The following is an 11,336-nucleotide window of genomic DNA, read 5'->3' as shown; positions in this document are numbered from 1 at the left end:
TATCACGGCAGGTGTGATGGAGGTGTTCAAGTTCGGCTTTTTGTTCATCGGTAATGAATATTTTCATGACGGATACCCTGAACCTCATTTGGGCGAAAATCAAGCAGTTTCAATGAGCACAGGTATATCACTATTAATTCTTTCTGTGGTTTAAAGCAGTTACTCAATGGGGAACGGCAGTGTTTTTGAGATTTATGATGAATACCCAACCAGTCACTAATAAGATAATAATTATCTGAAGTTGAAAAAGGCGTGTTTACTACACCAGTGTGGCGATATTGTGCATTAACATTATCGTTATACCAGATAAATAAGGGGATATTATAAGTATCTTTTCGTGGGTTACTGACACCGTGATGATAACGGATGTCACCATTCTTATCTAAGCGTTGTAACCCGTGATCTGAGAAATAGAGGATAGAGGCTTTTTCTTCTTTGATTTTATTGATGATTTTTTTCATTAGCTGGTCTGTATAAGCTATTGAACTGTCATAGCAGTTATCATCTTCATTCGATGAAAAGGAAATTAGTTTATTTTCTGGGAAGCGGTTACAGGATGGCTCATGACTTCCATAGATATGCATGATAATAAGTTTCTTACCTTTTTGTTCTAGGGCATCATCTAAATAAGGTAACAACTCTTCATCATATCCAATATATTTATTCCATTTCTGCTTATCAGCCATATTAGCGATAATGGTAATTAAGCTGTTACTTTTGCCAGATCTGCCTTGATTACTTATCCAGGTTGTCTTAAATCCTGCATCTTTAGCTAAAGATACAATATTGTCAGCATAATGAGTCTTATCTTTGAGCTGATATAAGGTGACATTAGACAGTGAAATAGGTACAGATAATATAGTAACTGGTGCTGGAGAAATAGCTTGATTGAATATCAGCATATTTTTTTGCATTATGTTTAATGTTGGTGTTGTGATTTTATTATAACCGTATAGAGACATATGGTCTCTTCTTGCTGATTCTCCTATTAGTAGTACATAAGTATCAATATCTTTATCTTTTTTTATATAATTAAAATTTACTTTAACAGACGTAATTCTCCTGATTTGTTGATTTTCATATATTGCTCTTACCATTGCTGATGAGTTATAGAATGGTGTTCCCATTAAAAAATGCTCTGACAAAATTATCTTATCTGAACGTTTTTTTTTCTGAAATATAATAATCAATTGGTACTAATAGGCAGGAAAATAATAAAGCCAATATATTGGATTTTAGAAATCGATAATCTGTATTTTTTGATAACCACCTTATGGATAAAAAATAAATTAACATCATGAAAATAAAGAATAATACATAGTATTTGTTGTAAGACAACATACCTACAGCTTCACTGCTATTTGTATTGATAAAAGTATTGGCAATAGTTGAAGAGAAGCTTATCTGGTGTTTACTAGAGAAGAAAAATGATGTAGATATATTAAGTGACCATAATAAAGAGATAAGTAAAACTAAAGGCTTGAAATATTTAAAACGATAGAGAAATGCGTTAGTACTTGCTAGTAAAAAACTCAGTAATACTATCTTTAACTTATACTCATTAGCCACATTACCAATGAAAATTATTGGCAGTAAAGCCAGAATTAAGATAATAAGAATGGGTAATTTATTTCGCATATAGGCTAATAATGTTAAGTAGCGAATTGAAATAATAAAGTTAATCATTAACCTAAGAGTAAAACAAGAGCTTAACTTGCGAAATAGCTCTGAGTTTAGGCAGTATGCACGCCATTTTTTGTACCTTAATAGCGATATTGTTGATGATATTTAACCTTATATCTCTAGCTCTGTTTAAGTTCAGACTTGTTTCTTTGGGTTTGAATGTGTGGGTAATTAATCCAGCTGTTGTTTCTATCCGATAACGTTTTCTTACCATGATCCGCCTTCATAATGCTATAGAATACAGATTTTGTGTGTTTATTAATCTGATAATCTTGATTTGTGTTCACAATAGTCTCACGATGAGGGAGCAAACAGTCAGAAGAGGGGGATACTATGAATACGGCCATATTAAAAGTTCGTGTTCCTGAAGAACTAAAAAATGCGGTAGCAAGAGCTGCTCAGGATAACAGTTTGGATATGTCTAGTTTTGTCCGCCTGGTATTAACCCGAGCGACAAAGGAACGCCACATTCCTAATGCCACAACGCAGGCGGCGATCCGTGAGCTGAAAAGTGGTGGTGGTACAAGTGTAGATACCGTAGATGAATTTTGGGATGAAATTTTTAAATAAAATATGCTAAAAATTTGATATTCATCCGCATTTAAAAAGGATTTAAAACCCTTTTAGCATGATAAATCAGCTATTTCTGTTATTAATACCGTATTAAAACTGCTTGTCACGGGAAAACCACTTCCCCGTGAATATAAAGAGCACTCATTGAAGGGGGATTATATTGGGTATCTGGAATGTCATGGAAAGCCGGATCTCCTATTGATTTATAAGATAACTGAGCAGGTTTCACAATTTTGTATGGATATTTGCCCCTTATCGATTACCTGAGTTTCTTTGCCTGATTGTTTATCAGTAGCATCAAGTATGCCACTGATGGAACTTTTCACGTCTTCAGCAGAAAGATCGCCTTGTATCTGCAGAGTGAAATTGCCTATACCCTGTAATTTCAACGGAACCCAACCCCATTGATGTAAAATAGTTAAATCCGCATCCATTCCCTGGAAACTTAAAGAGAATGGTTTCTGTACCTGTTGATCTACTGTGCCTTTAATTTTCAGTAACCCATCATCAACAGAGGCATCTAATTGGTCGAGGATGAGTTTATTTCCCTCTGTGTGTAATTTAAGGTAAGGGCGGTTTAATTCAACTTTGTTGAATGTTGCGCTGGTGGCGCTCAGATTTGAAGATCCGCTCCAAATCCCCCATCTTCCATCTTTCAGTAATTCCATGTTATCGACATAACCATTAAGAGCGGTAAGCTGGAATGGAAAATCGGGATTGATATCAACCAATAGGCTGTTATTAATCGTCATCCCGTTAATGGAAAAGCCGGATATCCATTTAGGCAGTGATTCTTTCAGTAACTGATGCCAGTTTTGCGGCAAAGTATAAGTTAAACCCGCAACCGTTGCATTTGCGATTTTAAACTGCTTTGTTTGGTGGTTCCATTGAGCTTTGATGTGGAATAATCCCTTTTCCCAACGGGCAGTAAGATTGGAAATATTAAGCTCATTTCCGGCAAGAATAAGGTGACCAATAGCGTCGGTGACATGAAGATCATTCAGCGTAGTATCCATTACGTTGAAATCAATAATTCCTTCTTTCCCTTGCCAGTTCCCGTTAACCAAACCGATATTTTTTACTGAGGCATCCAGATAGTTAGCAGACCAGCCTTTACCTTCCAGCTTGGCATTAGTGAGGCTCAGATCTTTAATGCTCACTGCGGGTAATTTACTGGTTTTCAGCCATAACTCTTCAAGTGTCATGGCAGTCTGCCAGCGAATATCACTGATAAGTAAATTATCCCACTGCCAGCTCCCATCGGGTAGACGTTGCCCATTACCGGATACCGAACCGCGTGCCAATGTTGCACCAAATGAGCGGATAATCAGTGTATTCTGTTGGTTATTCCCTTGCATAACCACCTTTTCAAGAGAAATATTATTTAAGTTCAGCTGATCGGCACTGAACTGAAATTTTCCATTCCCTGCCAATTCACCTGATTGAGGGTTCCAGGGAGTGATGCCACCGGTAATATTTTCCCCTTGGACCTGCCAGTCTGCATTTTCTGACTGAATAGACATTTGATTGAGTTGCAGGATATTGGCGCTAAAAGGTAAGGATTGCCGCTCGCCTTTTATTGTTAATTGGCCCTGTTGCAATAACAGACGGTGAAAATGATGCGGAGAAGTGAGTTGCTGCCAGTTGAAATCGAATGCCGCAACTTGAGCCTCTAAGGTAAAAGAGTGTTGTTTATTACTAAGGGCGATATTGGTGAACGTCAGGGTTCTGGGTTGTGACCAGTAATGTTCGATATTGCCAATCTGAACCTGATAATCACTGTTATTACTGAGCCATTGACTCAATTGGCGAGCGCCCCAGCTTGTCTGAATAACGACATAAAGAGTGACTACTGTCAGTATTAGCAGTAATGACAGAGTAACCAGCAATTTTCCTAACCATCTCATCATCAGACTCCAATTTAATCAGCTTATAACTTCCTTTTATGCCGTAATTTTTGTGTTCACTCAAGAGATGGTGAATAAAAGTTATGAGCGAGGAGAAATTATTATTTGTGATGCTTGCATAATTGAACGATAAAACCAAAATACCAATAAATAACTATATTAGTTATAAATTCTAATAGTTTCATGTGATGAGATAATAAAAAAATAAGGAGTTATTAGTGTTGTTTTATTGTTTTAAAATAACTTTTAGATATTGATTTTTTCTTGATTTTATTTGTGTCTTTCATGATAAGTTATTTCATATTAAGGTGTTACGATTCTTTCGTGAATTTGTTAATAATTATCTTGTGTAATTAATGCAATTATTAAGTCTATATTTTATCTCATGGTAATATAGCTAATAACATCCGAATGAATTAATGTATTAATGGATGGTTATAAGTGGAATAATGATTTTTTTCGTAATCACTTCTATTCCTTTCTCAGTTTTACTGATGATTGAAATAAGACTTCATCGTTTACTTTCATCCATCTTCCAGCAAATAAATAACGTAAGGAATCTATTATGTCAGAAAGCATGAAACAAAAATCGTCGCATGAAAGCAGTATCCGCATGACCAGCCCACTGACTGGAAAGGAATTTCTGGATGGGCTAAACGATGGTCGGGAAGTCTGGGCTTATGGTGAACGTATCCACGATGTTGCCCGCCATCCTGCTTTTCAAAATCCAGCCCGCGCTGTTGCGAAACTCTACGACGCTTTGCATGATCCCGTTTATCGTGACGTACTGACTACGGCTACAGATACGGGGAGTTGTGGTGTAACCCATCCCTTTTTCCGTGTGCCGCGTTCACAGCAGGATTTAATTGCGGATCGTGATGCTATCGCCGCGTGGGCTCGTATGAATTATGGTTGGTTGGGTAGAAGTCCTGACTATAAGGCGGCGTTTCTTACCTCACTAGGCGTAAACCCAGAATTTTATGGTGAGTTTGCTGATAATGCAAAAAACTGGTACGCCCGCTCACAGGAAAACGTGTTTTACTGGAATCACTCAATTATTAACCCACCGGTAGATCGCCATTTACCTCCTGATGAAATTGGTGATGTTTGTATTCATGTTGAAAAAGAGTGCGATGATGGATTAATTGTCAGCGGCGCAAAAGTTGTTGCCACGGGGTCGGCGATTAGCCACTACAACTTTATTGGTCATTATGGTTTACCGATAAAGAAGCGGGAATTTGCGTTGGTCTGTACCTTACCGATGAATGCGCCAGGACTGAAATTAATCTGTCGTCCCTCTTACGCACTGGCGGCTGATAAAATAGGCAGTCCTTTTGATTATCCGCTCTCTTCCCGATTTGATGAGAACGATACGATTATTATTATGGATAAAGTGAAGGTTCCTTGGGAGAACGTATTTATCTATGGCGATGTAGATAAAGTCTCGTTATTTTTTGCTGAATCTGGTTATTTTCATCGGGCTATGCTGCATGGTGTGACCCGGTTGGCTGTTAAACTTGATTTTCTTTGTGGATTAATTATTAAGGGTGTTGAAGCCACGGGTACGAAGGATTTTCGTGGCGTACAAACACGGGTTGGTGAAGTATTGGCATGGCGTAATATGTTTTGGGCGTTCAGTGATGCGATGATTAAATCTCCGGAGTCCTGGGGTAAGGATGCCTTATTACCTCGATATGAATATGGAATGGCTTATCGTTGGTTTATGACGCTGGGTTATCCGCGGGTAAAAGAAATTATTGAACAGGATTTAGGGAGTGCCTTGATTTATGTTAACTCTCATGCCAGCGATTTTTCTAACCCAGAGCTGTCTCCCTATCTTGATAAATACGTGCGAGGCTCCAATGGTTACAGCGCAGTTGAACGGGTTAAACTGATGAAACTGATTTGGGACTCAATTGGTACCGAATTCGCTGGCAGGCATGAATTATATGAGCGCAATTACTCTGGCAACCATGAAACTGTCAGAATAGACGTGTTATTGGCTGCCCAATCGTCGGGTTTAGTGGATCAATGTAAGGGATTTGCTGAACAGTGTATGAGTGAATACGGTCTTGATGGTTGGATCGGTAACGATTTTATTTGGCCTTCCAGCCGCTAGGCTAAACCATAATCACGCACAACTGTGATTTTATGTGCGTGATTATTAAGTTGATTATCTGCTGTGTATCGTGAGCAGGCAGCTCCAGCGCTTGGCAGATTAAAATTGCCGGCGTGATCCGCGACAAACATTGCCAATAAATGCTGACAGGCAGCAAACAGAGTTTATGGCAGTGGTGGGCATGATGTGAAATTCCGGGCCGACAAAAAACGCATTTTAATGATCCACTACACAAAAGCAATCGTTTGCGAAAAAATTCTGTAACCAAGTGTGATTTAATCTGGTCACATTTTTATATGTTTTAACTTGTGTTTGTTGCTGATTTTTTTTCTAATCCAGCGTTGCCTGCTTTTGGCGTTTTCTAAAGGATGAGTCTAACGTCGTAAGAATTTACATAATTTTAACAATATAGCTGGGGTACATAGATGTATCATCTTGATGTTTATGGCACGCTTGTTGCGTCCGCATTAGTACTATTAATTGGGCGAAAACTCGTACAATCAGTTCCATTTCTTGAAAAATACACCATTCCTGAACCTGTTGCGGGTGGCCTGTTAGTTGCTTTTATACTTTTAATGCTTAAGCAAACGACGGGTTGGGAAATCAGCTTTGATTTGTCCCTTAAAGACCCTTTGATGTTAACTTTCTTTGCCACTATTGGCCTGAATGCGAATCTTTCCAGTTTGCGAGCGGGTGGTAAGGTACTTTTCACTTTTGTCTTTGTCGTTGTTGGCCTGTTGTTGGTTCAGAACACCGTGGGTATTGTGCTGGCTGAACTGCTGGGGCTGGATCCATTAATGGGCTTGCTGGCGGGTTCTATTACGCTGTCGGGTGGTCATGGTACCGGTGCTGCCTGGGGTAAACTGTTTATTGAGCGTTATGGATTTGAAAATGCAACAGAAGTGGCAATGGCCTGTGCGACTTTCGGTTTGGTGCTAGGTGGTCTGATTGGTGGACCGGTTGCTCGTTTTCTGGTGAAGAATACAAAAACCCCAGGGTTGAAGGCAGATGATACCGAAGTGCCAACGGCGTTTGAAAAACCTTATACCGGTCGGATGATTACACCATTGGTCATGCTGGAAACTATCGCATTGATCTCTATCTGCCTGATGGCAGGTAATTTTGTGTCTGAGCTTATGCAAGGTACATGGTTTGAATTACCGACATTCGTCTGTGTGTTATTTATTGGGGTTATCCTCAGTAACAGCCTGTCGGCGTTAGGTTTTTACCGGGTATTTGACCGGGCGGTTTCTGTGTTGGGTAACGTCAGTCTTTCGTTGTTTCTGGCAATGGCGTTGATGAGCCTGAAATTGTGGCAGATGGCATCTCTGGCATTACCAATGCTGACAATTCTTGCGATACAGGCTGTTGTCATGGCGTTGTACGCAATTTTTGTTACCTATCGTGTGATGGGTAAAAACTACGATGCAGCGGTTCTTGCTGCGGGCCATTGTGGTTTTGGCTTGGGGGCGACACCGACAGCCATTGCAAACATGCAGGCGATTACCGACCGTTTCGGTCCCTCTCATGTGGCGTTTCTGGTGGTGCCGATGGTAGGCGCGTTCTTTATCGATATCGTTAACGCGATTGTGATTAAGCTCTATCTGCTGTTGCCAGTATTCCCGGCAGTGTAGGGGCTTAGAAAGATACTGCGCCAACTATTCAGTTGGTGCAGTATTGTCGTTGTGTTCTGCTGTAATTTATAATTCAAATCTTCTACACCATTCAATTTTGTTACTTCTTGTCAGCCTTCGATAAGATCCAGTCCCTGGCTCTTTCCTCATCGGAGAAATCCTGCGGCAAGGTCACCGGTTGGTAACGTTACCGCTGCGTCAGAAATTTTTCATTAACCGTCATTTATCATTATTTATTCTTAGACAAGCATCGTCATAGTTTCACCGTCAAAACGACAATACAACGTAATATATTCGCAACTAGGCGGCCACCAAGGGCCGCGCGCGTTCCAGTTTGTCAGCCAAAACCTCATTATGCTGAGCCAGCCACATGTCATTGATGAACTGGAGGTTAAGCCAAAACTCCGGTGTGGTTCCCAAAACCTTTGCCAGCAAAAAGGCAGTTTCCGCAGTCACTCCACGCCGACCACCGCACAGCTCATTGACGGTCTTCCGGCCTACGCCCATAGCTTTTGCCAGTTCGCCCTGGGTGATATCCAAGGGCTCTAGAAATTCTTCTTTGAGCATAGTGCCCACACTGGTAGGTTGATGAGCGGGAATTCTTAGTGCTTCAATCATGGTTTCACCTCTTACCTGTATGTATGGGGGTTCAGATAGATCCCGTTAGCCTCGCCTGCATCCCATTGGAATATCAGGCGATATTGCTTGTTAACGCGGATCGAACACCAGTCTTTTAGATTGCCTTCCAGATGCTCAAATCTGTTACCCGGTGGCACCCTTAAATCCTTCTCGCCTTTAGCGACATGGATAATATCGAGCTTACGCTTTAAAGCACTTTCAATTGTGCTGGGTATGTTGGGTGACTTTTCACCGCGAAAGTAATAATCATCCAACCACTGATCCCTGAACATCTTAATCATGGTTAATGGTATCCTGTATCGATACATGTTACAATTGGTTTCTAGTCTTCGTTTTTGCCTGCGCTCAATGCGTGTTTCATTTTTCTGCGAAGTTATGTTTGTGAAACAATGAATAATTGACAGTATATGGAACACCATTTACATGGTAAATAGTCAGGCCGTTGACAAACCTTGTTAAAAATAACGGTGTCCGTGTGATGGGTAAAAACTACGATGCAGAGGATGTAGGAGAAATCAATCTTCCCGGATATAACTTACATCCTTTGACGGGAGATAGGAGAGGGCAGTGGGCAATTACTGTTTCAGGGAACTGGCGTATTACATTCGAATTTATCGACGGTGATGCGTATATCGTTAACTATGAGGATTATCACTAATGAAAATGTTCAATCCCCCTCATCCAGGCGAAATTATTGCTGATTCTTTGGAAGAACTAGGCTTGGGAATTCGTGATCTTGCGCGGGCATTAAATGTTGCTCCGTCTACGGCTCAACGTTTAGTTTCGTGTAAAGCGGCAGTCACGTCAGAAATGGCGGTAAAGTTATCTAAAGTACTTGGTAGCTCTCCACGGTTGTGGCTGAAACTGCAAGAATCTTATAGCCTTGATAAAGCAGAAAAGACGGTTGATATTTGTGACTGCTCCCCGCCGTAAACGGCGAGGCTTCCCACTTCCTAGGCCGCAGCCGTCTGTGCGACGGATTTACGCAGGCCTCCATGGGCAGAAACGACGAGTCCCGCCGCCTGTAATTCAAATATGCCTTGCTGTTTAATATTCAGCGCAGCGTTGAGATCCCGATCGTGCTCTGTGTGGCATGCCGGACATTGCCAGAGCCGTTTGTGGAGCGGCATTTCCGGCATCTTATGACCGCAACAATGGCAGGTTTTCGAGCTGGCAAACCATTGATCCAGCTTTACCAGATGAACACCTGTTTCTGCCGCCTTGTATTCCAGTTTGGTGATGAATCCAGCCCAACCCGCGTCCCCAATGGAACGTGCCAGCCTGTGATTTTTCATCATGTTCGCCGCTTTCAGCGTCTCGACAATTACCGCTTGGTTTTCGTCAACAATTGCGCGAGATAATTTATGTTGAAAATCGGCACGGGCGTTGGCTACCCGTTCGTGAACTGCTGCAAGCTGTATGCGGGCTTTACATCTGTTGGCACTTCCCTTTTTCTTACGGGAAAGCGCTTTCTGCTTCCGTCGTAGATTGTGGCTGGCATTGCTCAGATGGCGGGGATTGGCAATCTTATTACCGTCCGATTTGATGGCAAAATGCGTCAGCCCCATATCCAGACCGGTAACATTTGCTATCAGGGTTGGCTTCGCTGGTGCTTCTATCTGCTCGTCACAGAGTATCGAAGCGTAATATTTTCCCGTTACGGAACAGCTCAGAGTAATACTTTTCACTGAGCCAGAGATTTCACGGTGTAAACGCGCTTCAATCGGCGAAATTTTCGGGATTTTGATCGCGCCATCAAGCACTTTGATTCCAACACAATGATAGCTCGATTGTCTGCCGTGTTTGCGTTTGAACGAGGGATAACGGGCTTTTAACTTCGGATTGAAAAAGTTGGAAAAAGCAACGTCGAGATTGATAACCGCCTGTTGCAACGCAATGGAGTCATATTCTTTTAGCCATCCATATCTACGAGATTTTTTCGCTACGGCAAGCAAGGGTTTGAGATCTTTCCGCGGATTTAAATTTACGCCGTGTCGCGGGTAAGCGTGTCTCTTAATGCTCAGGGCTTTGTTGTACGCGAAACGAACCGCACCGAACTGGGCATTGAGATATTCAGCCTGTTCTTGTGTCGGATATACACGGACTTTCGTGGCTCTTAACATAATCAGCGCTCGTTGATATACGCTATTTATTTTAACGGGTTAATGGTAAATATCAATTGAGTAATCATCATGAATCCCTTGAGGGCTTTCTTCGGAAGCGCCATAGTGTAAGTCAACTGGTCGTGCATCTGATCTTGACGACAACGTATCGACGCAAGCTATTTGACGGACAGATGATCGCTCAGCTGCGTGAGGCTTTTGGTTCAGCAGCGGCAAAACTTGAATGCGACATTATCGAGATGGACGGCGAACGAGACCACGTCCATTTGCTGATAGCCCATCCGCCCAAACTGGCGGTCAGTGTGATGGTCAATAATTTAAAATCGGTATCGTCGCGCCTGCTTCGTCAGCAAAATACCCATTTGCGGATGCAGAGCAAAACGGGGCTTCTGTGGTCACGCTCTTATTTTGCCTGTAGCGCCGGTGGTGCCACGATAGAAACGCTCAAAGCGTATGTGCTCAGCCAGAATACCCCGGAGTAGCCAGCCCTAAAGCCCTTCGGGCTTTTCGCCTTATATCCCCGCCCGCACTGAGGGTGTCGCAAAAGGGTTGAGGTCATTTTTTCAACGCGTCAAATTGAATCCAGCTCCCCTTCTTTAGTGCCTGTTATTTGTCCGAATAACAGGCTAAACATCACCCATAATATCAGAGCTACCGC

Annotated in this window: 12 protein-coding genes and 1 pseudogene; 7 read left to right on the top strand and 6 right to left on the bottom strand. The window is 41.8% G+C overall.

The genetic code is table 11. From position 1 onward, the window contains the following. Positions 1 to 44: 44 nt before the first annotated feature. Positions 45 to 1,127 (bottom strand): phosphoethanolamine transferase, encoded by a 1,083-nt coding sequence (locus C5470_RS23870; protein ID WP_166291587.1) that lies wholly within the window; start codon positions 1,125 to 1,127, stop codon positions 45 to 47. 889 nt (positions 1,128 to 2,016) lie between these two features. Here C5470_RS23870 and C5470_RS20525 point away from each other — a divergent pair. Next, positions 2,017 to 2,253: a type II toxin-antitoxin system RelB/DinJ family antitoxin gene (locus C5470_RS20525; protein ID WP_166291585.1), complete on the top strand. Its 237-nt coding sequence runs from the start codon at positions 2,017 to 2,019 to the stop codon at positions 2,251 to 2,253. A 72-nt stretch (positions 2,254 to 2,325) separates the two neighbouring features. Further along, on the top strand, positions 2,326 to 2,523 hold the full coding sequence (locus tag C5470_RS20520; RefSeq protein WP_339917121.1) for a type II toxin-antitoxin system YafQ family toxin: 198 nt from the start codon (positions 2,326 to 2,328) through the stop codon (positions 2,521 to 2,523). Here C5470_RS20520 and C5470_RS20515 read toward each other — a convergent pair. Next, positions 2,460 to 4,166, bottom strand: a complete 1,707-nt coding sequence (locus C5470_RS20515; RefSeq protein ID WP_242688229.1) for an AsmA family protein — start codon at positions 4,164 to 4,166, stop codon at positions 2,460 to 2,462. The genes C5470_RS20520 and C5470_RS20515 overlap by 64 nt on opposite strands. Positions 4,167 to 4,740: 574 nt before the next feature. Between C5470_RS20515 and C5470_RS20510 the strand changes: the two genes are divergently transcribed. Then, a complete protein-coding gene (locus tag C5470_RS20510; protein WP_242688231.1) occupies positions 4,741 to 6,282 on the top strand; it encodes a 4-hydroxyphenylacetate 3-hydroxylase family protein in 1,542 nt (513 codons plus the stop codon). 46 nt (positions 6,283 to 6,328) lie between these two features. On the opposite strand, the pseudogene C5470_RS23070 reads toward C5470_RS20510, so the two are convergent. Next, positions 6,329 to 6,461: pseudogene (locus tag C5470_RS23070) on the bottom strand (solute carrier family 23 protein); the annotation flags it as partial. Between the two features lie 246 nt (positions 6,462 to 6,707). On the opposite strand from C5470_RS23070, the gene gltS reads away from it, so the two are divergent. Further along, on the top strand, positions 6,708 to 7,916 hold the full coding sequence (gltS, locus tag C5470_RS20505; RefSeq protein ID WP_166291582.1) for a sodium/glutamate symporter: 1,209 nt from the start codon (positions 6,708 to 6,710) through the stop codon (positions 7,914 to 7,916). A 300-nt stretch (positions 7,917 to 8,216) separates the two neighbouring features. On the opposite strand, the gene C5470_RS20500 is transcribed toward gltS, so the two are convergent. Further along, complete coding sequence (locus C5470_RS20500) at positions 8,217 to 8,534, bottom strand: HigA family addiction module antitoxin (RefSeq protein WP_152963276.1); 318 nt, start codon at positions 8,532 to 8,534, stop codon at positions 8,217 to 8,219. Positions 8,535 to 8,545: 11 nt separating this feature from the next. Continuing rightward, entirely contained in the window at positions 8,546 to 8,836 is a 291-nt protein-coding gene (locus C5470_RS20495; RefSeq protein ID WP_166291580.1) for a type II toxin-antitoxin system RelE/ParE family toxin, read from the bottom strand. A gap of 161 nt (positions 8,837 to 8,997) precedes the next feature. On the opposite strand from C5470_RS20495, the gene C5470_RS20490 reads away from it, so the two are divergent. Both C5470_RS20490 and C5470_RS20485 read left to right on the top strand, forming a co-directional pair. Next, positions 8,998 to 9,213 (top strand): type II toxin-antitoxin system RelE/ParE family toxin, encoded by a 216-nt coding sequence (locus C5470_RS20490; RefSeq protein ID WP_331251374.1) that lies wholly within the window; start codon positions 8,998 to 9,000, stop codon positions 9,211 to 9,213. Further along, the gene (locus C5470_RS20485) at positions 9,213 to 9,488 is read left to right on the top strand and encodes a HigA family addiction module antitoxin (RefSeq protein ID WP_166291578.1); all 276 of its coding nucleotides are present in this window, start codon (positions 9,213 to 9,215) and stop codon (positions 9,486 to 9,488) included. The genes C5470_RS20490 and C5470_RS20485 overlap by 1 nt, the downstream gene beginning before the upstream one ends. A 20-nt stretch (positions 9,489 to 9,508) precedes the next feature. Here the strand turns inward: C5470_RS20485 and C5470_RS20480 are convergent, their stop codons facing one another. Next, positions 9,509 to 10,678 carry an RNA-guided endonuclease InsQ/TnpB family protein gene (locus C5470_RS20480; protein ID WP_166291576.1) on the bottom strand — a complete coding sequence of 390 codons (1,170 nt, stop codon included), beginning with the start codon at positions 10,676 to 10,678 and terminating at the stop codon, positions 9,509 to 9,511. 56 nt (positions 10,679 to 10,734) lie between these two features. Between C5470_RS20480 and tnpA the strand changes: the two genes are divergently transcribed. After that, positions 10,735 to 11,160, top strand: a complete 426-nt coding sequence (gene tnpA / locus C5470_RS20475; RefSeq protein WP_112879894.1) for an IS200/IS605 family transposase — start codon at positions 10,735 to 10,737, stop codon at positions 11,158 to 11,160. Positions 11,161 to 11,336 lie beyond the last annotated feature (176 nt).

The sequence above is a fragment of the Photorhabdus stackebrandtii genome, assembly GCF_011189495.1.
GTDB classification, from domain to species: Bacteria; Pseudomonadota; Gammaproteobacteria; order Enterobacterales; family Enterobacteriaceae; genus Photorhabdus; species Photorhabdus khanii.
Note: the sequence above shows the minus strand (reverse complement) of the source record. Positions and strands in the feature narration are given on the sequence as shown.

Excerpts from the sequence above, each read along its gene's own strand:
- gltS (WP_166291582.1), top strand. The coding sequence starts at position 6,708 with ATGTATCATCTTGATGTTTATGGCACGCTTGTTGCGTCCGCATTAGTA.
- C5470_RS20515 (WP_242688229.1), bottom strand. The coding sequence starts at position 4,166 with ATGATGAGATGGTTAGGAAAATTGCTGGTTACTCTGTCATTACTGCTA.
- C5470_RS20500 (WP_152963276.1), bottom strand. The coding sequence starts at position 8,534 with ATGATTGAAGCACTAAGAATTCCCGCTCATCAACCTACCAGTGTGGGC.
- C5470_RS23870 (WP_166291587.1), bottom strand. The coding sequence starts at position 1,127 with ATGGGAACACCATTCTATAACTCATCAGCAATGGTAAGAGCAATATAT.
- C5470_RS20495 (WP_166291580.1), bottom strand. The coding sequence starts at position 8,836 with ATGATTAAGATGTTCAGGGATCAGTGGTTGGATGATTATTACTTTCGC.
- C5470_RS20485 (WP_166291578.1), top strand. The coding sequence starts at position 9,213 with ATGAAAATGTTCAATCCCCCTCATCCAGGCGAAATTATTGCTGATTCT.
- C5470_RS20480 (WP_166291576.1), bottom strand. The coding sequence starts at position 10,678 with ATGTTAAGAGCCACGAAAGTCCGTGTATATCCGACACAAGAACAGGCT.
- C5470_RS20510 (WP_242688231.1), top strand. The coding sequence starts at position 4,741 with ATGAAACAAAAATCGTCGCATGAAAGCAGTATCCGCATGACCAGCCCA.
- C5470_RS20525 (WP_166291585.1), top strand. The coding sequence starts at position 2,017 with ATGAATACGGCCATATTAAAAGTTCGTGTTCCTGAAGAACTAAAAAAT.